A 19,346-nucleotide genomic window follows, 5' to 3' on the forward strand; every position below is an offset into this window, starting at 1 on the left:
AGAGGAAGACGATGAAAAAGCTCCTTGCAGTTCTTGCAGCATCCACCGCCCTGGCCGCACCGGCCATGGCCCAGGAAATCACCGAATTCCGCATTGGCATTCTGGGCGGCGACAACGTCCAGAGCCGCCTGAACAACTACCAGTGCTTTGCCGACTACATCGCCGAAGAGCTGAACGTCGAGGTCAAGCTGTTCACGCCCGCCGACTACAATGGCGTGATCCAGGGCTTCCTGGGCGGCACCCTGGACCTGGCATGGTTCGGCGCCTCGGCTTACGCGGCCCTGCACCTGCAGGACCCGTCGGCCGGTGAACCCATCGCCGTCAAGACCAACCTGGACGGCTCGTACAGCTACCACTCGATCGGTTTTGCCCGCAAGGACAGCGGCATCACCTCGGTCGAGGGGCTCGAAGGCAAGGTCTTCGGCTTTGGCGACCCGAACTCGACCTCGGGCTACCTGATCCCCTCCGTCGAAATCCCCGCCCAGTATGATGTCACGATGGAATCCGGTGACTTCTTCGGCGAGGTCAAGTTCACCGGCGGCCACGAGCAGACCATCGTCGCGGTCTACAACGGCGACATCGACGCCGGCGTGACCTGGGCCGACGGCCTGGGCAACTGGGAAGACGGCTACAACTCGGGCGCGCTGCGCCGCGCCGTCGACAACGGCCTGGTCGACATGAACGAGCTGGTCCAGATCTGGCAGTCCAAGCCTATCCCCGAAGGCCCCGTGACCATCCGCGAGGCCCTGCCCGCCGACGTCAAGGAAAAGGTGACGGCGCTGGTTCTGGGGCTCTACGAGAAAGACCAGGAATGCGCCTACAACGTGGCTTTCGGTGAGACCGCCGGTTTCTACCCGATCACCCACGACGCCTATGAGACCATCATCGAGGTCCGCAAGCAGAAGATCGACGGCTGATCGCCCTTTCGATCTGACAAAGGCACAGGACCCCGCCCTTTTTCCCGGGCGGGGTTCCCACATGAAGGCAGGGCAGATGACAGACTTGACGCAGGGCGCCGCACCGCTGGCCGCGACGCAGGACAGTTACATGGCGATGGTGCGCCAGAAACGGCTGTACAGCGGAATCGCCATACTGGTCTTTGTTGTGCTGCTGGTCTCGGGTTTTCGCGTTGCCAATGACCGCAACGCCGGCGGCTTTTTCGACGGCATCCACCGGATCTTCGACTTTCCCGCGGACGTGGTGGGAGAGGCCTGGGACAAGCGCGCCGACATGGCGGGCCTGCTGTGGAAATACCTGCCCGACCTCATCGAGACATTGAACATCGCCGCCGTGGCGACGCTTACGGGCGCGGCGCTTGGGCTGGTGCTGTCGCTCTTGTCCACCCGTGGCATGGCACGCTGGCCGGTTCTGATCCCGGTGTTCCGCCGCATCATGGACGTGACCCGCGCGCTGCCCGAAATCGTGGTGGCGCTGGTGCTGATCTACATGCTGGGCGGCGGCCCGATCCCGGCCATGATCGCCATCGCGCTGCACACCGCCGGCGCCCTGGGCAAGCTCTATTCCGAGGTGAACGAGAACGCCGACCTGAAACCTGTGGACGGGCTGACCTCTGTCGGCGCGACGTGGAGCCAGAAAATGCTGCTGGGGGTCATGCCGCAGGTGGCGCCGAACTATCTCAGCTACGGATTGCTGCGGTTCGAGGTCAACATCCGCGCTTCGGCCATCTTGGGCTTCGTCGGCGCGGGCGGCATCGGCTACGAACTGCGCAACTCGATGGCCTGGGGCCCGGGCCGCTTTGACGAGGCGGCGGCGATTTTCATCCTGCTGTTCGTCACCATCGTCGCGGTCGACCAACTGTCGTCCAGCCTGCGCAACCGTCTGAGCGAAGGGGCGAACCAATGACAGACGCCAGCCTTTCGATGATCGATCGCCAGGATGCGGCGCAGGCCCTGTTCCGGCGCAAGCGCCTGATCTCGGTCGCGGTGCCCGCAGTGATCCTGCTGTACCTGACCTATATCTTCTTTGCCTTCGACGTCATGGGACTGGCCGAGCGTGCGCGGCTGGACAACGCGATGACGCTGATCCGCGATACCTACAGCTACAAGACCCATGTCACCCGCGCGAACCGGTCGGGCGAGGTCACGATTGCCAAGGAGGGTGAGCGGCCCGCCACGTGGCCTGAAGGGCAAAGCCCCGATTGGGTTGCCATCGACGGTGAGACCGTCACCGTCGACCTGCCCAAGGGGCACAGCGTCCTGTTCCTGCCGGACCAGACCGCAGTCTATCGTCACCCGGAGTTCGGGGACATCACTGCGAAACTGGATCCGTCCGTAACCATCGACATCGCGGAGGACCGGCTGCCCGAATGGATCAGCTATTCGCGGACGCGGCTCGACATCCGCACAGAGGCCGGGCGCCTGACCATGACCCGCGCCAAGACAGAGGTTTTCCGCTACTTCTTTGGCTGGGAACTGTTCTGGTTCACGCTGGACAGCCCCTATCACGGCACGCCGGTCTGGAGCCTGCTTCTTGGCCCGCAGATCGATCCCGACCGATCCAATATCGCCGGGGCCTGGCAGGACTTCTGGGCCAACCCGCTGTGGCACCACGGCAAGGTGGCCTGGGCGATTGGCGAGACGATCCTGATGGCCTTTCTGGGCACGATGGGCGCGGCCCTCGTCGCCCTGCCGCTTGCCTTCCTCGCGGCCCGGAACTTTACCCCGGTTGTCGTCGTGCGTCAGCTGGTGCGCCGGGTGTTCGATTTTGTCCGGGGCGTCGATGCGCTGATCTTCACCATCCTGCTCAGCCGTGCCTTTGGGCCGGGCCCGCTGACCGGCGCCCTGGCGATCCTGCTGACCGACACGGGGTCGTTGGGCAAGCTGTTCTCGGAGGCGCTGGAAAACGTCGACCAGAAACAAATCGAGGGAGTGTCCTCGACCGGGGCGAAACCGTTGCAACGCTACCGCTTTGGCGTGATCCCGCAGATCACCCCGGTGCTGCTGAGCCAGATTCTGTATTTCCTCGAATCCAATACCCGCTCCGCCACGATCATCGGTGCCATCACCGGCGGTGGCATCGGGTTGATGTTGACGCAGGCGATCATCACTCAGAAGGACTGGGAAGAAGTCACCTACTACATTGTTCTGATCGTCCTCATGGTGATCTTCATGGACTGGGTGTCCGGTATCCTGCGCCGTCGCCTGATCAAGGGCGGGGGGCACTGACCCATGTCACGGCTTTCCCCCGAAGCGGCGGTGTTCCACCCGGACTGCGCGATCTCGGAAAGTGACTTTGGTGCCTATACCGAGGTGGGGCAGGGCAGTCGCATCGCCAACAGCCGCTTTGGCGCCTACAGCTATTGCGACCGCTATTGTGACATCGCCAATGCCGAGATCGGCAAGTTTGCCAATATCGCCAGTTTCGTGCGCATCGGCGCGACGGATCACCCGCTGGACCGGGCCAGCCTGCATCATTTCATGTATCGCTCTGCCTCGTATTGGGCGGACGCAGAGGATGACGCCGACTGGTTCGCCCGACGCGCCAGCCGCAAGGCCGTGATCGGGCATGACACCTGGATCGGCCACAACGCGCAGGTCAAACCCGAGGTGCGGGTGGGCAATGGCGCGGTGATCGCCTCCGGCGCCGTCGTCACGCGGGACGTCCCCCCTTATGCCATCGTGGCCGGTATTCCGGCCAAACCGGTGCGGGACCGGCTGCCCCGCGATCTCGCCGAGCGGGTCGAGGCGCTGGGTTGGTGGGACTGGGATCACGCTGCCCTGCGCGCGGCGCTGGCGGATTTCCGTGGGATGCATGTGCCCGTGTTCCTGGAGAAATACGGCGGCTGACACGCAACGGGCGGGGGTTGGCCGAAAACAATATGGGCGGCCTTCTGGCCGCCCGATTGGTACTCGAAATTCCTCGTAAACCACTCACTATGTGCCCAAGACACTCAAACGAAATCGGTTCGGGTCCTGACGTCACTCACCTACGCCGTTCTAGACTCGCGCCGTAAATCTTGTGTGATAGTACCAAAAAATTGTCGAAAATGCATCAGTGCGTCTCGCAACTCAGTGTTTCCATCCCGAGGGTTGTCCGCCGCCCCATTGGTCGATGCGGGCTCATTCGGCGGCCAGTCGGGCCTCGGTGTTGCCGGCGCTCAGGAAACGCTGTGCCGCCTCACCCGCCAAGTGGGTGATCCGGCCTTCGCAAAACGTCGCCTCGACAACGCGTGTCGCGGCATTGACCACCGCCAGGTCGGCGCGACGGCCATAGTCAATCACGCCCCGGTCGGGCAGGCGCAGGATTTCTGCCGGCCGGCTCGAGATCATCGCCCAGGCCTGGGGCAGGTCCAGCATCTCTTCGTCGACAAGGAAAAAGGCGGCCTGCACCAGTGCGGGATAATAATAGTCCGACACCAGCGCATCGCAGAGCCGCTCTCGCACCAGGTCTTGCGCCGCGATATTGCCGGATTGCGAGCCGCCGCGCACCACGTTGGGCGCGCCCATCAGGATCGGGTCGCCCACGGCGCGGGCCAGGGCCGCAGCGGCCCGTCTGGTCGGAAACTCGCAGATCTTCGCCCCGATCTGCGAGAAATACTCGCGCGTTTCGCCGTCCTCGTCATCGTGGCTGCCATAGCTGACGCCCAGCGTGTCAAAGGCCTCGGCCAGGCGGCAGAGATAGCGCGGCACCTCCCGGCTTTGCCCGCGCGCGGCATGCACGACCGCCAGGTGTTCTTCGATCGACCGCCCGGCCTGCCGCGCCCAGATCGCAAGCCGCGCCGGGTCGATCTCGGCAAGTTGGATCGCCTCGTCGAGGTGGTTGTTGAAGACGACATAGTCGACGTGGTGGCGGCGTACGGCGGCCAGCAGCCGGTCGGCGGTGTCGGTGGTGTGGGTCTCGCAGCGCAGCTGCACGCGCAGGTCGGTCAGGGCCTCGTCGGCGTAGTCATCGAGCGCGCGCAGAAAGGCCTCGGCGTGGTCCGGGCCGCGCGTGCCGCCTTCCCAACTCCAGCTGTGTGCCAGCCAGGCGGTGGTGATCCCGTTTGCCGCCGCGTCGCGATCCGTGGCGCGAAGGGCGGTGCGGATCGGAAAGGGGGCAGAGGGGCGCGGCGCCAGGTGGCGTTCAAAGGCGTCGCCGTGAAGGTCGATGATCCCGGGCAGGATGTAGTAGCCGCGCAGGTCGACCTCGGGCAGGGGGCCCTTGGAAATGCGCCCGTCCTCGATGGCGACGGACCGAGACTGCAGCGCGCCGTCGCGCAGGACAGTGGCGCCGGTCAAGCGCAGGGAAGAAGGGGCAATGGGCATGGAACCGCTCTGGTCTCGGACTGTCCGGCATGTCTAAGCGTCCAATGTATCACCGGGGTGACAAATGGCTGTTTTTTCCATGAAACAAAGGGATTTGGTGTCACTGTTCCAGTGTCAGGGTCACCCTGTCGCCGGCGAACCAGGTGGTGCCGTATTCGATCGGCTGGCCCGAGGGATCGACGTTCACGCCGGTTGTTCGTAGCAGGGGGGCGCCATCGGGCAGGCGCAGGCGCCGTGCCTGTGTCGGGGTGGCCAGGTGGGCCGTCACCCGGGTCGAGGCGCGCGTGTAATCGGCCACGCCGCAGGCCGCCAGGGCTGCGGTGACGGAACTGTGCGCCTGCAGGGCCTCCGGCATCCCGGGCAGGCGCGCGGCGGGAAAGACCCCCTCGCCCAGGGCAATCGGCTCGCCATCTGCCGTTGCAATGGTCTCGTAGGCCAGCACGGGGTCGCCGGGGGCGATCCGCAGGGCGCGCGCCTCCTCCGCATCGGCGGACCGGGTCTCCGACATCAGCAATTGGCGGCCCGGGACACGCCCGGCGGCGCGCAGGTTTCGGTGAAAGCGCACGCGCTGGCCAATCGGATATTCGGTCGGGCGGGCGGCCACAAAAACCCCGGCGCCGCGCCGCGCATGCACCAGCCCCTCGTCGGCCATCGCCTGCAGGGCGCGGCGCACCGTGTGGCGGTTCACCCCGAAGCGGGCCGACAGCTCGGCCTCTGTCGGCAGCTTGTCCCCCGGACCATAGCGCCCCGAGGCGATGTCGCCGGTCAGGCTGTCGGAAATCGCGGTCCAGAGCGCGGGGCGGGGCATGTCACGAAACTTTCACGCTGTCACTCTTGCCCGACTCGCGGGCAGAGAGTAGGAATTTGTCTAGTTGTATAAATATTCCGACAACTCCGCAAGGTGTCTAGATGACCAAGATGACCGCCCGCAAAGACTGGATGAGCCTGCTGGCCAAGGCGCCGCCAAGGGCGTTGGCCGCGCTCTGGGAGGGGCGGGGTGCGCCCGATTTCACCTGGTTGCGCGCGCCCGAGATCGGCGCCGCAATGGTGCGCGGGCGCATGGGCGGCACCGGCGCGCCCTTCAACATGGGGGAAATGACGGTGACGCGCTGTTCCCTGCAGCTGGAAGGCGGGGCCGTGGGTCATGGATATGTGCAGGGCCGCGACAAGGCGCATGCGGAACGCGCCGCGCTGGTCGATGCGCTGATGCAGACGGAGGCGGCAGAGCGGATCCGGGCCGAGGTGCTGGAGCCTCTGCGCGCGGAGATGACCGGACGCGCCGAGGCGCGCGCCGCAAAGGCTGCCGCCACCAAGGTGGAGTTCTTCACGCTGGTCAGGGGAGACGACTGATGGAGGCTGCGGTTCTCAAGGGCGGTTTTGCCGATGCGCCGGTCGAAGCGGCCCGCGCCTTTCGCGCCGCGATGCAGGCAATGGCCCGCCCCGGCACGATCCACGAGGTTGCGGGGGCCGAACCGCCCGCACCGCTGTCACGCGCGGCCGGGGTTCTGATCCTGACGCTCTGCGACCCGGAGACAGGCGTGCACCTGGCCGGCGCGCATGACTGCGCCGAGGTTCGCGACTGGATCACCTTTCACGCGGGCGCGCCGCTGGTCGGTGCCGAAGCCTGCGATTTCGCGCTGGGTACATGGGACGCCCTGCAGCCTCTGGATCGCTTCCGCATCGGCACGGCGCAATACCCGGATCGCTCTGCCACTCTGATCGTCGAGCAGCCGGATCTGAGGGCCGAGGGGGCGACCCTGACCGGCCCGGGGATCCGCGACACGTCCCGGCTCTCCTTGCCCGAGGTCGCGGCGTTCCGAGCCAATTCTGCGCGCTTCCCGCTGGGGTGGGACGCCTATTTCTGTGCCGCAAACCGCCTCGCGGCCCTGCCGCGCAGCACGCAAGTGGAGGGCTGAGCGATGTATGTTGCCGTCAAGGGGGGCGAGCGCGCCATCGAGAACGCGCACGGTTGGCTGGCGGAGGAACGCCGGGGCGAAACCGCGGTTGCCGAGCTGAGCGTCGATCAGATCCGTGAGCAGATGAAGCTGGCGGTCAACCGGGTCATGGCCGAAGGGTCGCTCTATGATCCCGACCTGGCGGCGCTGGCGATCAAGCAGGCCCGCGGCGACCTGATCGAGGCGATCTTCCTGATCCGGGCCTACCGCACGACCCTGCCGCGCTTTGGGTCCACGCATGCCATCGACACGGGCAACATGGCCTGCATCCGCCGTATCTCGGCCACCTTCAAGGATGCGCCGGGCGGGCAGGTGCTGGGCCCGACCTTCGATTACACCCACCGTCTTCTGGATTTCAAACTGGCCGCCGATGGCGAGGTGCCGCCCGCGCCGCAGGCCGCGCCGCGCAAGGAACCGACGCCGCATATCACCGAGTTCCTGAACCACGAGGGGCTGATCCAGACCGAGGATGCCAGCGATGAGACCCCGCCGGACCTGACCCGCGAGCCGATGGAACTGCCCGGCAGCCGCGCGCTGCGATTGCAGGCCCTGACGCGGGGGGATGAGGGCTTTGTCCTCGGTATGGCTTATTCCACGCAGCGCGGCTATGCGCGCAACCACGCCTTCGTCGGCGAGCTGCGCATCGGCACAGTGGCGGTCGAGATGGACATTCCGGAACTGGGCTTTGCCATCGAGATCGGAGAGATCGAGGTGACCGAATGCGAAACGGTCAACCAGTTCACCGGGTCAAAGACGGAACCGCCGCAGTTCACCCGTGGCTACGGCCTGGTCTTCGGCCAGACAGAGCGCAAGGCGATCTCGATGGCGCTGGTCGATCGCGCCTTGCGTTGGCGCGAGCTGGGCGAGGATGACATGGGCGCGCCCGCGCAGGACGAGGAATTCGTGCTGTATCACTCGGACAACATTCAGGCCACGGGCTTTCTCGAACACATCAAGCTGCCGCATTACGTCGACTTCCAGTCCGAGCTGGAACTGGTCCGGCGCCTGCGCCGCGAGGCGGAAGGCGCCGGGCAGGAGGCGGCGGAATGACCCAGTCAGTCGACCCGTGCGGCAGGGTTGTTCTTCAGCCACCAGGCCTCCTTGCTGTTGGATACGGTCAGGCGCCTTTCGCTGAAGAGCGTGTTCAGCTTGGAGTCCTCGGGCAACCAGACCGAGAGTGCGTAGCGGATGCCAATGGTCAGCACGCCGGCCAGCGTGATCAGGATGATGGTCAGTTGATCCGACATATGTCCTCTCCTTGGTCGGGGTGTCGCCCAATGGTTGCGCCTGAACTTGGGCGTTCCCGTGGCCGAAACGGGCAATCGGGGTGCAATTTGCAGGAAATTTCGGGGCCGAAATCATGAGCGACTACAATTTCGCCTACCTTGACGAACAGACAAAGCGGATGATCCGGCGTGCCATCCTCAAGGGCTTGGCGATCCCCGGCTACCAGGTGCCCTTTGCCAGCCGCGAGATGCCCATGCCCTATGGCTGGGGCACGGGCGGCGTGCAGGTCTCGGCCGCGACGCTGACGCCCGAGGACCGGCTCAAGGTGATCGACCAGGGCGCCGACGATACCACCAATGCCGTGTCCATCCGCAAGTTCTTTGAGCGTACGGCGGGTGTCGAGACCACGGAGGACACCGCCAGTGCCAGCGTCATCCAGACGCGGCACCGCATCCCCGAGGCGCCGCTGACCGAGGATCAGGTGCTGGTCTACCAGGTGCCGATCCCTGAACCATTGCGGTTTCTCGAGCCCTCGGAGATCGAGACCCGCAAGATGCACGCGCTGGAAGACTACGGGCTGATGCACGTCAAGCTGTACGAGGACATCGCCCGGCACGGACAGATCGCAACCGCCTATGCCTATCCGGTCAAGGTCGAGGGGCGCTATGTCATGGACCCCAGTCCGATCCCCAAGTTCGACAACCCCAAGATGTCCGGCATGGCCGCGATCCAGCTGTTCGGCGCCGGCCGTGAACAGAGGATCTACGCGCTGCCGCCCTATACGCAGGTCGTCAGCCTGGACTTCCAGGATTTCCCTTTCGAGGCCTCCAAGGCCGATGCGCCCTGCGATCTCTGCGGGGCAGAGGACAGCTACCTCGACGAGGTGATCGTGGACGACGCGGGCGGGCGGATGTTCGTCTGTTCCGACACCGATTACTGCCGCGCTCGTCGCGCGGCAGGCCATGTCGGCGCACAGGGCAAGACGGAGGATGCCGCATGACACCGCTGTTGAAGGTCGAGGGCCTGACAAAACGCTATGGCGCCCGGATCGGCTGTGCCGATGTGTCTTTCGATCTCTGGCCGGGTGAGGTCATGGGGATCGTGGGGGAAAGCGGGTCGGGCAAGTCGACCCTGTTGAACTGCATGGCTGGCCACTTGGCCCCCGACGCGGGTCGCGTGATGTTCGACACCCGCACCGAGGGCATGAAGGACACCATCACCATGTCCGAACCGGAACGGCGGATGCTGGGCCGGACCGACTGGGCCTTTGTCCACCAGCACGCCCGCGACGGGCTGCGCATGAATGTCAGCGCGGGCGGCAACGTGGGCGAACGCCTGATGGCCGTCGGCGCACGTCACTACGGGGAAATCCGCGACAGCGCCGAGGACTGGCTTGGCCGGGTGGAAATCGACTCCAGCCGCATCGACGACAGGCCCACGGCCTTTTCGGGGGGGATGCAGCAACGGTTGCAGATTGCCCGCAACCTGGTGACCGGGCCGCGCCTGGTGTTCATGGACGAGCCCACCGGCGGGCTGGATGTCAGCGTGCAGGCCCGCCTGCTGGACCTGCTGCGCGGACTTGTCCGCGAGATGGGGTTGTCGGCGATCATCGTCACCCATGACCTGGCCGTTGTGCGCCTGCTGGCCGACCGGCTGATGGTGATGAAGGACGGGCATGTCGTCGAGGCCGGGCTGACCGACCAGGTGCTGGATGATCCTCAGCACGCCTATACCCAGCTTCTGGTCAGTTCCGTGCTTCAAGTCTGAGTGTTTCGCGCGCGAAACATTGAAATTTAACAATAGGTTAATGCCATGATCCAAATTCGGGAAGTGTCCAAGACCTTCACCCTGCACAACCAGGGCAGTGCGGTGATCCGGGTAATGGAGCGGGCCTCGCTTTCGGTTGCGCCGGGCGAATGCGTGGCGCTGACCGGCGCCTCTGGGGCCGGGAAATCCACGCTGATGCGCATGATCTACGGCAACTACCTGGCCGCCTCCGGAGAGATCCTGATCGGCGGGGTCGATGTGGTGCGGGCCGAACCGCGCGAGATCATCCGCCTGCGCCGCGAGGTGCTGGGCTATGTCAGCCAGTTCCTCCGCGTGGTGCCGCGGGTGCCGACGCTGGACGTGGTGGCGGAACCGCTTTTGTCGGTGGGCGTGGACCGTGCGGCGGCAACCGACCGGGCGCGCGAACTGCTGACCCGGCTGCGCATTCCTGAACGGTTGTGGAGCCTTTCGCCCACCACCTTTTCAGGCGGCGAGCAACAGCGCGTGAACATCGCGCGCGGTTTTGCCCATGCCTACCCGGCGCTCTTGCTGGACGAACCAACCGCCTCGCTGGATGCGGCGAACCGCGACACGGTGCTGGAACTGATCCACGAGGCCAAGGCGCGCGGCGCGGCCATCGTGGGCATCTTCCACGACGCCGAGGCGCGCGCCGCGGTCTGTGACCGCGTGGTGGATTTGACCGGTTTTTCCCCGCAGGCGGCCGCCTGATGCAGGGACGGTTCATCGCGGTGGTGGGGCCGTCGGGCGTGGGCAAGGACAGCGTCATGGCGGCGCTGGCGGCGCGCGATCCGCGGTTTGTCCTGCTGCGACGCTGGATCACGCGCCCGCAGGAGGCAGGGGGAGAGGATCACTTTGCCATCGGCGAGGCCGCGTTCGAAGAGGCGGAACGTGCGGGCGGCTTTGCGCTGTCCTGGCGCGCGCACGGGCTGGCCTATGGCATCCCGGTCGCGGTGGACCAGCAACTGGCCGAGGGCTGTGACGTGCTGGTTAACCTGTCGCGGGCTGTCCTGATGCAGGCGCAGGCGCGGTTCCCGCGGTTCGTCGTCCTGTCCCTGACGGCCCCCGCCGAGGTGCTGGCGCGCCGTCTGGCCGGGCGGGGCCGCGAAAGCGCCGAGGAGATCGCCGCGCGCCTGGCCCGCAAGGGGAAGGCCCTGCCGGTCGGGCTGCCGGTGATCGAGATTGACAATTCCGGCCCGCTGCAGCGCACCGTCGACACCATCCTGGCCCGGCTTCAGCCGGAAAGGGCGTAGCGGTGCAGCTCGTGGAAATAGCCGGTGGAATCCTCGCCGCAGAGCGTCAGCGCCTCGATCGTGAAGGGGCGTGGCAGGCGCGGTTCGACATGGGGCAGCAGGGCGCTGCGCACCTTTTCGGCCATTTCTCGGTCCAGCTTGCCGCTGAGCGTGATGTGAAAGCGGAACTGGTCCATCACGTAGGGATAGCCCCAGCGGGTCAGCAGCGCCTCTTGCCGCGCGTTCAGGCCGGACTTGCGGCGCTTGTCCAGCTCTGCCTCGGTCAGGGGGGCGCGGAACGGGTCCAGCGCCTCGACCGTCCGGGCGGCCAGCGTGGACAGGGCGTCGGTTTCGCCCACTGGGGTCAGGGCCAGGAAGCGGCCCAGCCGGGTCAGTGCCAGCCCGTCCAGCGTCACCGGCGTCCGGGTGGCGCAAAAGCTGGCGAAGCCATCGTGCAACGCATCGAAATCCATGCCTTCGGCCAGGCGGAACGGCGGCTTGATCGTGCCGTGCAGCCCGTATTTGCGCGGGGTCGCGGTGATCTCATGGGCGGGCCGCGGCAGTCCGTGGACCACGGGCGCGTCGGGCCGTTCGCCCGTCGCGGCGTTCCAGCCCAGCCAGGCAGCGCCGAAATCGGACAAGGGACCCTTGGGAAGGGTCACGTAGACAGCGTAACGGGAGAAATGCATGACGACCTCCACTCTTGCCGGGCCTATGCCCGATGCGCGTGACGGCGGCGTGACAGAGAGCCTGACATTTGCCAATGCGACACTGGTGCTGCCCGGTGGGGTGGCGCGCGGTTGGTTGCATGCGGAAAACGGCGTCATCGTCGGAATGGGCGAGGGCGCAAACGCGCCTGCCGGGGCGGTCGATTGCGGCGGGGACTTCCTGGCGCCGGGTTTGATTGAACTGCACACCGACAACCTGGAACGCCATATCGAACCGCGTCCCGGGGTCGATTGGCCCCATGCGGCGGCCATCGTCGCCCACGATGCTGAGCTGGCCTCGACCGGGATCACGACGGTCTTTGACGCCATGCGGGTGGGGTCGATCCCGACGGGCAAGGGGCGCTACAGGAAATACGCCCGGTCGCTGGCCAGCGAGATGCTGGACCTGCGCGCCGCCGACACGCTGAAGATCAGCCATTTCCTGCACCTGCGGGCCGAGGTCTGTTCCGAGACGCTGGCAGAAGAGCTGGCCGAGTTCGGGCGCGAGGACCGGGTCGGCCTTGTCAGCATCATGGATCACACGCCGGGTCAGCGGCAGTTCCGCGATATCTCGAAGCTGGAACAATATGTGAAATCGAAACGCGGCATGTCGGATGCCGAGTTCATCGAGCACATCGCCCACCTGAAAGACCTGCGTGCCCGCAACGGCGCGGCGCACGAGGCGGTCGCGGTTCAGGAGGCGGCCCGATTTGGCGCGGTTCTGGCCAGCCATGACGATACTACCGCCGAACAGGTCGCTGTTTCGGCCGGGCATGGCATCCGGCTGGCCGAGTTCCCGACCACGGTCGAGGCGGCAAGGGCCTGCCACGAACATGCCATCGCGGTGATGATGGGGGCGCCGAACCTGATCCGGGGCGGCTCTCACTCTGGCAACGTCGCGGCAGAGGACCTGGCGCGAGAAAGGCTGCTGGACATCGTGTCGTCCGACTATGTTCCGGCGGCGCTTCTGCAGGCCGCTGTCCGGCTGGGCGAGACCTGGGGCGACATGGCGCGCGGGATCGCGACGGTGACGAAGGCGCCCGCCGAGGCGGTGGGGCTGGATGACCGGGGCGTTCTGGAAGAAGGGCGCCGGGCAGACCTGATGCGTTTCCGCGTCGCCGAACATGTGCCCCTGCTGCGGGGAGTCTGGAGCCGGGGGCGCCAGGTGGCTTGAGACCCGCGAAAAACCGCTGCGCGATGCGCGGATCCTGGCGTAGTCTGATGCCGTTCGGGCTTGCCGGGCGCCAGACAAGGGATCCGCGCGTATGTTGACCGCCTCCGAGTTGCCCAGCCGCGTCTTTACCGATCCGATCAGCGACTCGTCGCGCTGGACGCACTTCGTTCCGCGCGCGGGCGACATCGTCGTTTCGACCCCGCCGAAATCCGGCACGACCTGGACGCAGGGTATCCTTGCCATGCTGATCGCGGGCGATCCGGAGGTGGATGCGCAGACCTCGATGAAATCGCCCTGGATCGACATCAACGTCCGCGACGTCAGCGAAGTCATGGCGCGGCTAGAGGCGCAGGAGCATCGGCGCCAGGTCAAGACGCATTCGCCCTTCGACTGCATCCCGATCTGGGCCGAGCTGCGCTATGTCACCGTATACCGGCACCCGATCGACGTGCATTTCTCGATGCGCAAGCATCGGCGCAACATGGGCTTCGACGCCGGCCTGCCGCCCTTGCCAGAGGATCCGTCCGAGAGTTTCCGGGAGTTCCTGACCTGTGAGGATCACACCGGTCTGCCGGCGATCCTCGATCACTTTCGGTGCACGCGGGCGCGCGAGCCGCGCGAAAACCTGATCCGGCTGCACTACGCCGACATGCTGCGTGACCTGCCCGGCGCGGTGGCGCAGATCGCGGGGCACGTCGGGATCGACCATCCGCCGGACCTGATGGCCGCCTGCATCGAGGCAGCGACATTCGACAACATGAAGGCTAATGCGGATCGCTTTACCCCTTCGGCGGGGCAGGGGTTCTGGAACAGCGATGCGGGGTTCTTCGACAGCGCCACGTCCAACAAATGGGAAGGGCGTCTGACCGAGGACGACCTGGCGGCTTATGATGCGGTGATTTCCAAGGCCCTTTCCCCCGAGGACCGGCGCTGGCTGGAGTGGGGGAGCGCGGGGTAAGCCGGCCTGTCAGTCGGAACGGCCACTGCGTTCGATCCGGCGCGTGCGCCGTTCCTCGCCGGATTGATAGATCAGGATCCAGGCGAGCAGAATGAACATCGGATGGGTCAGCCCGCCCGAGAAGATGATGGCCGGAATCCAGATCAGCAGGACGACGATCGCAAGAAAAATCCGCCCGGTCAGGAGGACCGAGAGCGGCGGCAGGAAGAGGGCGAGAACATAGTTCATTCCGGAATCCCAGGGCGGCGAAGGTTCAATGTTGACGGTTTTAACATAGGGTTCCTGGCGCCGAGTAGAAGGGCGGGGTGAAGCCTGCAGAGCGCCCGGCCGGTTTGGTCAGATTTCCTGATTCGCCCAAAAAGGCGCAGACTGGCGGTGCCGCGCCGTTTTGGTGCGGGCATTGGAGGGAGGACTGGACGATGGCCTTTTTCACGATTTCACATTGGGAAACTGAGGACTGGACCGAGGAGATGGAGGCCTTGGCCCGCGAAAAATACGTGCCGCTAGTCCGGGCGGTCGGTGCACAGCGGGTTTCGATGGTGCGGGTGGCGGACCGCAGTTTCATGGTGGTGACAGAGTATGACACCGAAGCGGCAGCCGAGACCGCACAGGCCCGGATCGCGGAAATCCGGTCTCAGGCGGCAGAGGAACTGCCGATGAAAATGACCGCGGCAATGGGTGGCAATGTCTTTGCCTCTGGCTGAGGTGCGTAGAGGCCGGACAATTCGCCCGGCCTCTGAAGCCTGTTCATAGAGCGAAATCATCCGCCGTCAGGCCGGTCACGTCGGCCACGCGGATCTCGCCTTCGACCGTGGCAAGGTTGGCGTCGAGGTTGATCTGCACGATGGTCGAGCCCGCGCCCGTCTCGACCAGGCGGATCTGGTTCGCGGCGGTGAATGGTCCGGTGCCGACGAAGCCAAGCGCCCCGTCGATGATCCCGGCGAGGTCGATCACGTCGGTGCCCTGGTCGAAGTCGAGGATCTGGTCACGGTTGGCGCCGGTCCCCGCCTCCGCGGCAGAGGCAAAGCGGAAGGTGTCGGCATCCTGCCCCCCGGTCATGAAGTCGAGCCCCGTTCCGCCAGAGATCGTGTCGGCGCCGTCGCGCCCGCGCAGCACGTCGGTTCCATCGCCTCCGCGCAGCACGTCGTCGCCGGCACCGCCGTCGAGCGTGTCGTCGTTTTCGCCGCCGTCCAGCAGGTCACTCCCTTCGTGCCCTGCCAGCACGTCATTGCCGGACCCGCCTTTCAGAGTGTCATTGCCGGAAAATCCGCCAAGCGTGTCGTCGAAGGATCCCCCGTCCAGCGAGTCGTCCCCCGCTCCGCCGTTCAGGTCATCCGTGCCGGAGCCGCCCAGCAACGTGTCATGGCCCGGGCCGCCGGTGATCGTGTCGTCGTCCGCGCCGCCGTTTATCAGGTCGTCCCCGATGCTGCCGGCCAATTCGTCGTTGCCGTCGCCGCCCTGGATCTCGTCATTGCCCGCGCCGCCGTTGATGGTGTCGGACGCGCCTTCCCCCAGCAAAAGGTTGTCGCCGCGGTTGCCGTTGATCGTTTCGGACAGGTTGGATCCCCGCACCTCGAGGTCTGCGCCGCCCAGCAGGCGGATTTCCTCGACGTTGGTGACATCCAGGACATCCCCCCGCGCCAGGACCAGATCGATGCCCGCGCCGCCGTCGATGTCGGCGTCGTTCTGGTCGACCATGATGGTGTCGTTGCCGGACTCGCCGTTGATCTCGCCGGTGACGGTGCCGCCGAACCCGACATAGGTATCGTTGTCGACGCCAAGCTCGAGGTTGCCGGAGATGACCCCGTCGTTGCGGACGGTGTCGTTTCCGTCGAGCATGTCGACATTGCCTTCGATCAGGCCGGAATTACGCAGGATGTCGTCGCCGTCGTTGGTCAGGATCGCCTGGAAGCCGCCCTGGATCGTGCCTGTATTGTCGATGACGACGACACTCGAGGGGCCGCCGGCGCCGACGGCCCGGAACTGTCCGGTGACGATACCGGAATTGACCAGATGGTATTCTTCGTTGTGGCGGAAATCGATCGCCTCGCTCTGGCTCGAGATCGTGCCGGAATTGATCACCGTCGTGGCGCGGTCGGTTTCGATCGCGTGGGTCACGCCGCTGATATGGCCCGAGTTGACGATTGTGGCCTTGTCGCCCGCCAATACGCCCGAGAGGAAAAGGCCCTCGTCGCCACCGCTGATCTCGCCGTGGTTTTCCATGTAGAAGTCGGTGCCTGCTCCCTCCGTGCTGGCGAACACCAGGACGCCGGTGTCGAAGGCCCGGATGATGCCGGTTGCGCCGTTGTAGATCGCGCTGTCGAAATCAAGCTGGAGGCTGAAGGCGTCGTCGTCAGCGGAGACGATGATGCCGTCGTTGAAGAAGTCGAAGGTGCCGGTGCCGTCCGCCTCGATCGTGTTTGTGGCCGTGCCGGTGGTGCTGCGTACGCTGTTCGTCAGAAGGAAGGTGATGTCGCCACCGGGCACGACAACCGTGCCGCTGCCTGAAGAGAGAATGGTCATGGGTGTCTCCTTTGTTGAACCCTGTGCAGCGGGCGTCGGGTCAGGACCCTCGCTGCGAAAGAACGTCTGGCAATTGGCCCCGGAGGCCGGGGCTGGCGTCCGAGGTTCTGCCCTGTGATCCTGCCTTTGGACCTGTCTCGATGGGGGCTTGCACGGTCATCGCGGCGGGGCCCTTGGCAGTCGTGGCACCACCCATGGGGTCTGGGGGGCCGGAAACTCCTGTCGTTCGGCGCGGTCGAAAGAGGAAGGGCCGTGCTGGAGGTTGGGAATGTCGCCCGCGCGACCTGTACGACGTCCGGCGCCACTCTTGCGTTCCGGCGACCCGGAACGCTGGCGACTGCTTGGCCGGGCGGGTCGCCCTGCCGTGACCATGCGGAGGTTGCAAGCGGTCATGCCGACCTTTGCGGCGGCCTCCCAAAGGGGGCCGCGGTCAAGGCAAGCGGCAACGCCTTGGCGGTCGTCAATGCAGTCAGGAGTTTCATGCACGCCTCCGGGAAAACGTCGGTGCGAAAATGCAAATCGCAAAAAAATATCATGAATCCACGATACGCCAAAACGGGGTCCAAGTCGACGCGTGCCATGGCGCGGCCTCCGGTATCGCCAGCCGCCGGCATCCCGCGCGTTCCCCGGTGCCAGGGCTTGATCCCGCGGCGTCCTTGCTCTATACGCGCGAGCGTCGACAAGGCAACAAACGCCGCGGCAGAGAGATCGAGCAGGGTCGGACATCTCCGGCCCTCTTTGTTTTGCGGCAGCTAATGAGACCAATCCAAGACCGGCGGAGACAACCGCTCGGCCAGAAAAAACCGTTGTAAAGGACCAAACACACATATGCCCAGCGCATCGATGGAGGAATTCGAGGCCCTCCTTAATGAAAGCCTCGAAATGGACACGCCCGATGAGGGTACTGTTGTCAAAGGCAAGGTCATCGCGATCGAAGCGGGACAAGCCATCATCGACGTCGGCTACAAGATGGAAGGCCGTGTCGAGCTCAAGGAATTCGCGGAGCCCGGTGAACAGCCCGACGTGAACGTCGGCGACGAGGTCGAGGTTTACCTGCGTGCCGCAGAAAACGCCCGTGGCGAAGCCGTCATCTCGCGCGAGATGGCCCGCCGCGAAGAAGCCTGGGACCGCCTGGAGAAAGCCTATGCCGACGACGCCCGCGTCGAAGGCGCGATCTTCGGCCGCGTCAAGGGTGGCTTTACCGTCGATCTCGGCGGCGCCGTGGCCTTCCTGCCCGGTTCGCAGGTCGACGTGCGCCCCGTGCGCGATGCCGGCCCGCTGATGGGTCTCAAGCAGCCGTTCCAGATCCTCAAGATGGACCGTCGCCGTGGCAACATCGTTGTCTCGCGCCGCGCGATCCTCGAAGAGAGCCGCGCCGAACAGCGCGCCGAGGTCATCGGCAAGCTGCAAGAAGGCGACGCGGTTGACGGCGTGGTCAAGAACATCACCGAGTACGGCGCCTTCGTCGACCTGGGCGGTGTGGACGGCCTGCTGCACGTCACCGACATGGCATGGCGCCGTGTGAACCACCCCTCCGAGATCCTGTCGATCGGCGAGACCGTCAAGGTCCAGGTCATCAAGATCAACAAGGAAACCCACCGTATCAGCCTGGGCATGAAGCAGCTGCAGGAAGATCCGTGGGATCTGGTGGGCGTCAAGTACCCGCTGGCCTCGGTCCACAAGGGCCGCGTCACCAACATCACCGACTACGGCGCCTTCGTCGAGCTGGAGCCGGGTGTCGAAGGTCTGGTGCACGTCAGCGAAATGTCCTGGACCAAGAAGAACGTCCACCCGGGCAAGATCGTCTCCACCTCGCAAGAGGTCGACGTCATGGTTCTGGAAATCGACAGCGCCAAGCGCCGCGTTAGCTTGGGTCTCAAGCAGACCATGCGCAACCCGTGGGAAGTCTTTGCCGAGACGCACCCCGAGGGCACGCAGGTCGAAGGCGAGGTCAAGAACATCACCGAATTCGGTCTGTTCATCGGCCTCGAAGGCGAGATCGACGGCATGGTCCACCTGTCCGACCTGTCCTGGGATCAGCGCGGCGAGGAAGCCATCCAGGAATACCGCAAGGGTGACGTGGTTCAGGCCGTCGTCTCCGAAGTGGACGTCGAGAAAGAGCGTATCTCGCTCTCGATCAAGGCGCTGGGTGGCGACAAGTTCGCCGATGCGGTTGGCGGCGTGAAGCGCGGCTCGATCGTGACCGTCGAGGTCACCGCGATCGAGGACGGCGGCATCGAGGTGGAATACGAAGGCATGAAGTCCTTCATCCGCCGCTCCGACCTGTCGCGTGACCGTGCCGAACAGCGCCCCGAGCGTTTCTCGGTCGGTGACAAGGTCGACGTCCGCGTCACCAACATCGACAACAAGACCCGTCGTCTGGGTCTGTCGATCAAGGCACGCGAGATCGCCGAAGAGAAAGAGGCCGTCGAACAGTACGGTTCCTCCGACTCCGGTGCATCGCTGGGCGACATCCTGGGCGCCGCGCTCAAGTCCGGCGACGAGTGATCGTCGCACGGCC

General features: G+C 65.4%; 21 protein-coding genes. 15 read left to right on the top strand and 6 right to left on the bottom strand.

Annotation, left to right across the window (positions count from 1 at the left end; all coding sequences use genetic code 11):
- Positions 1-11: 11 nt before the first annotated feature.
- From phnD to RBB42_RS08000, 4 genes are all read left to right on the top strand, one after another.
- A complete protein-coding gene (phnD, locus tag RBB42_RS07985) occupies positions 12-917 on the top strand; it encodes a phosphonate ABC transporter substrate-binding protein (protein ID WP_305969399.1) in 906 nt (301 codons plus the stop codon).
- 76 nt (positions 918-993) lie between these two features.
- Positions 994-1,863: a phosphonate ABC transporter, permease protein PhnE gene (gene phnE, locus RBB42_RS07990; protein ID WP_305969400.1), complete on the top strand. Its 870-nt coding sequence runs from the start codon at positions 994-996 to the stop codon at positions 1,861-1,863.
- Positions 1,860-3,185, top strand: coding sequence for a phosphonate ABC transporter, permease protein PhnE (gene phnE / locus RBB42_RS07995; RefSeq protein WP_305969401.1), 1,326 nt, complete (start codon positions 1,860-1,862; stop codon positions 3,183-3,185). Before phnE (RBB42_RS07990) ends, phnE (RBB42_RS07995) begins: the two co-directional genes overlap by 4 nt.
- A gap of 3 nt (positions 3,186-3,188) precedes the next feature.
- Positions 3,189-3,806 (top strand): LbetaH domain-containing protein, encoded by a 618-nt coding sequence (locus tag RBB42_RS08000; protein WP_305969402.1) that lies wholly within the window; start codon positions 3,189-3,191, stop codon positions 3,804-3,806.
- Positions 3,807-4,079: 273 nt separating this feature from the next.
- On the opposite strand, the gene RBB42_RS08005 is transcribed toward RBB42_RS08000, so the two are convergent.
- Positions 4,080-5,264 (bottom strand): alpha-D-ribose 1-methylphosphonate 5-triphosphate diphosphatase, encoded by a 1,185-nt coding sequence (locus RBB42_RS08005; protein ID WP_305969403.1) that lies wholly within the window; start codon positions 5,262-5,264, stop codon positions 4,080-4,082.
- A 100-nt stretch (positions 5,265-5,364) separates the two neighbouring features.
- Positions 5,365-6,072 (bottom strand): phosphonate metabolism transcriptional regulator PhnF, encoded by a 708-nt coding sequence (gene phnF, locus RBB42_RS08010; protein WP_305969404.1) that lies wholly within the window; start codon positions 6,070-6,072, stop codon positions 5,365-5,367.
- Between the two features lie 101 nt (positions 6,073-6,173).
- Here phnF and phnG point away from each other — a divergent pair, with 101 nt between their 5' ends.
- From phnG to RBB42_RS08025, 3 genes are read left to right on the top strand one after another with little or no spacing between them, the layout of a single operon-like run.
- Complete coding sequence (gene phnG / locus RBB42_RS08015; RefSeq protein WP_305969405.1) at positions 6,174-6,614, top strand: phosphonate C-P lyase system protein PhnG; 441 nt, start codon at positions 6,174-6,176, stop codon at positions 6,612-6,614.
- Positions 6,614-7,180: a phosphonate C-P lyase system protein PhnH gene (gene phnH / locus RBB42_RS08020; RefSeq protein ID WP_305969406.1), complete on the top strand. Its 567-nt coding sequence runs from the start codon at positions 6,614-6,616 to the stop codon at positions 7,178-7,180. Before phnG ends, phnH begins: the two co-directional genes overlap by 1 nt.
- 3 nt (positions 7,181-7,183) lie before the next feature.
- On the top strand, positions 7,184-8,269 hold the full coding sequence (locus tag RBB42_RS08025) for a carbon-phosphorus lyase complex subunit (protein ID WP_305969407.1): 1,086 nt from the start codon (positions 7,184-7,186) through the stop codon (positions 8,267-8,269).
- Positions 8,270-8,274: 5 nt separating this feature from the next.
- Here the strand turns inward: RBB42_RS08025 and RBB42_RS08030 are convergent, their stop codons facing one another.
- Entirely contained in the window at positions 8,275-8,466 is a 192-nt protein-coding gene (locus RBB42_RS08030) for a hypothetical protein (RefSeq protein WP_305969408.1), read from the bottom strand.
- 113 nt (positions 8,467-8,579) lie between these two features.
- Here RBB42_RS08030 and RBB42_RS08035 point away from each other — a divergent pair, with 113 nt between their 5' ends.
- The 4 genes from RBB42_RS08035 to phnN are packed head-to-tail and all read left to right on the top strand — an operon-like array spanning position 8,580 to position 11,484.
- Positions 8,580-9,446, top strand: coding sequence for an alpha-D-ribose 1-methylphosphonate 5-phosphate C-P-lyase PhnJ (locus RBB42_RS08035; RefSeq protein WP_305969409.1), 867 nt, complete (start codon positions 8,580-8,582; stop codon positions 9,444-9,446).
- Positions 9,443-10,213, top strand: coding sequence for a phosphonate C-P lyase system protein PhnK (gene phnK, locus RBB42_RS08040; protein WP_305969410.1), 771 nt, complete (start codon positions 9,443-9,445; stop codon positions 10,211-10,213). The genes RBB42_RS08035 and phnK overlap by 4 nt, the downstream gene beginning before the upstream one ends.
- 45 nt (positions 10,214-10,258) lie before the next feature.
- Positions 10,259-10,942 (top strand): phosphonate C-P lyase system protein PhnL, encoded by a 684-nt coding sequence (phnL, locus tag RBB42_RS08045; protein ID WP_305969411.1) that lies wholly within the window; start codon positions 10,259-10,261, stop codon positions 10,940-10,942.
- Complete coding sequence (phnN, locus tag RBB42_RS08050; protein ID WP_305969412.1) at positions 10,942-11,484, top strand: phosphonate metabolism protein/1,5-bisphosphokinase (PRPP-forming) PhnN; 543 nt, start codon at positions 10,942-10,944, stop codon at positions 11,482-11,484. Before phnL ends, phnN begins: the two co-directional genes overlap by 1 nt.
- On the opposite strand, the gene RBB42_RS08055 is transcribed toward phnN, so the two are convergent.
- Positions 11,466-12,152 carry a DUF1045 domain-containing protein gene (locus RBB42_RS08055; protein WP_305969413.1) on the bottom strand — a complete coding sequence of 229 codons (687 nt, stop codon included), beginning with the start codon at positions 12,150-12,152 and terminating at the stop codon, positions 11,466-11,468. The genes phnN and RBB42_RS08055 overlap by 19 nt on opposite strands.
- Before the next feature lie 25 nt (positions 12,153-12,177).
- Here RBB42_RS08055 and RBB42_RS08060 point away from each other — a divergent pair, with 25 nt between their 5' ends.
- Together RBB42_RS08060 and RBB42_RS08065 are read left to right on the top strand one after the other, a co-directional pair.
- Positions 12,178-13,344 (top strand): alpha-D-ribose 1-methylphosphonate 5-triphosphate diphosphatase, encoded by a 1,167-nt coding sequence (locus RBB42_RS08060; RefSeq protein WP_371931731.1) that lies wholly within the window; start codon positions 12,178-12,180, stop codon positions 13,342-13,344.
- Positions 13,345-13,435: 91 nt separating this feature from the next.
- The gene (locus RBB42_RS08065; RefSeq protein WP_305969414.1) at positions 13,436-14,302 is read left to right on the top strand and encodes a sulfotransferase domain-containing protein; all 867 of its coding nucleotides are present in this window, start codon (positions 13,436-13,438) and stop codon (positions 14,300-14,302) included.
- A gap of 9 nt (positions 14,303-14,311) precedes the next feature.
- Here the strand turns inward: RBB42_RS08065 and RBB42_RS08070 are convergent, their stop codons facing one another.
- Positions 14,312-14,530: a hypothetical protein gene (locus RBB42_RS08070; RefSeq protein WP_305969415.1), complete on the bottom strand. Its 219-nt coding sequence runs from the start codon at positions 14,528-14,530 to the stop codon at positions 14,312-14,314.
- 191 nt (positions 14,531-14,721) lie between these two features.
- Between RBB42_RS08070 and RBB42_RS08075 the strand changes: the two genes are divergently transcribed.
- Positions 14,722-15,006 (top strand): hypothetical protein, encoded by a 285-nt coding sequence (locus RBB42_RS08075; RefSeq protein WP_305969416.1) that lies wholly within the window; start codon positions 14,722-14,724, stop codon positions 15,004-15,006.
- A 43-nt stretch (positions 15,007-15,049) separates the two neighbouring features.
- Here RBB42_RS08075 and RBB42_RS08080 read toward each other — a convergent pair whose 3' ends face one another.
- Positions 15,050-16,825 carry a calcium-binding protein gene (locus RBB42_RS08080; protein ID WP_305969417.1) on the bottom strand — a complete coding sequence of 592 codons (1,776 nt, stop codon included), beginning with the start codon at positions 16,823-16,825 and terminating at the stop codon, positions 15,050-15,052.
- 843 nt (positions 16,826-17,668) lie between these two features.
- Here RBB42_RS08080 and rpsA point away from each other — a divergent pair.
- Positions 17,669-19,333, top strand: a complete 1,665-nt coding sequence (gene rpsA, locus RBB42_RS08085) for a 30S ribosomal protein S1 (RefSeq protein WP_305969497.1) — start codon at positions 17,669-17,671, stop codon at positions 19,331-19,333.
- Positions 19,334-19,346: the final 13 nt, after the last annotated feature.

Origin of the sequence: Mameliella sp. MMSF_3455, from assembly GCF_030733205.1 — a bacterium.
Taxonomy (GTDB): domain Bacteria; phylum Pseudomonadota; class Alphaproteobacteria; order Rhodobacterales; family Rhodobacteraceae; genus Antarctobacter.